Origin of the sequence: Corallococcus sp. CA047B (assembly GCF_003612065.1) — a bacterium.
Classification (GTDB): Bacteria; Myxococcota; Myxococcia; order Myxococcales; family Myxococcaceae; genus Corallococcus; species Corallococcus praedator.
On record NZ_RAWD01000658.1, the window covers coordinates 1 to 1,158 of the forward strand.

Consider the following 1,158-nt stretch of genomic DNA (forward strand, 5'->3'; position numbering starts at 1 on the left):
CCTCCCCGGGGGCGGCCGCCGCGCCCTCGAAGTCGAAGCCCCCCGCGCCGGCGGCCGCCCCCGGGGAGGTGCACGCGCGCCCCGCGTCGCTGTGGCGGCGGCTGCTGTCCTTCACCGTCGACACCGCCGCCATTGGCGCCGTGGCGTCGGCCTACATCGTCCTCGCCTCGTCGGTGGCGGGCGTGAAGAGCCCCCAGGCGGGCCTGACGGGGCTGGATGCCTTCGTCGCCTGGCTGCGCGCACTGCACACCGTGCTGCTGCCGGGCGTGGTACTGGTGCTGGTGCTCGCCACCGTGTACTGCGCCGTCGCGGCCTTCCTCTGGAATGGGCGCACCCTGGGACGGTTGCTCCTGGGGCTCCGGCTGGTGGACACCCACGGCATGGCGCCCACCCCGGGCCGGGCCATCTTCCGGGCGCTGCTCGCCGGGCTTTCCTTTGTTCTCTTCCTGGGCGGCTTTTGGATGGCGCTGTTCGACCGACGCGGCCAGACCTTGCATGACAAGCTGACGTCCACCTTCGTCGTCCAACCGAGCTGAAACCGGCTCATTGTGCCTTGCGGCTGCGGCCGTAAGATGCCGCGGCCTTCATGCCTTCCCGTCTTGCCCAGCACCTCGTGTCGCGCGGCCTCCTGACCCAGGAGCAGGCCGGGGAGTTGTTGCGTCAACACCAGGCCCAGGGCGGCCACCTCGACACCGCGCTAATGGAGCGCGGCATGTCCGAGCAGGACGTCCTCGCGATGCTCGGCGAGGCCTCCGGCTTCCGGCCCGTGAACCTGGTGGACTTCGAGCCCAACCAGGAGGTCGCCACCTTCATCCCTCCGAAAATCGCGGAGCGGCTGAGCGTGGTGCCCCTGTCGCTGGACGGCACCACGCTGCACGTGGCGTGCGCCTACCCGGTGCCGAAGAAGGAGCTGGACGAAGTCGGCTTCCTCCTGGGCAAGCCGCTGGAGCTGTGGGTCGCCATCGAGCTGCGGGTGCGCGAGTGGATCTCCTTCATCTACCGCCAGCCGCTGCCGCCGCGCTTCGTCCAGTTGGGCGAGGCGCTCGCCGCGCAGCAGGCCGGGACCCACACCCCGCCGCCTCCTCCCCCCGAGGACGAGTCGATGTCGGTGGACATGGTGGAGCAGCTCGCGCGCTCCGTCGCCCAGGAGCCCGTGGC

General features: G+C 71.2%; 1 protein-coding gene and 1 pseudogene. Both read left to right on the forward strand.

The features are described 5' to 3' along the window. Nucleotides 1-536 (forward strand): RDD family protein (locus D7X74_RS41985; protein WP_120538470.1); only part of this gene is annotated, 536 nt, incomplete at its 5' end. Between the two features lie 50 nt (nt 537-586). After that, nucleotides 587-1,158: pseudogene (locus D7X74_RS41990) on the forward strand (FrgA protein); the annotation flags it as partial.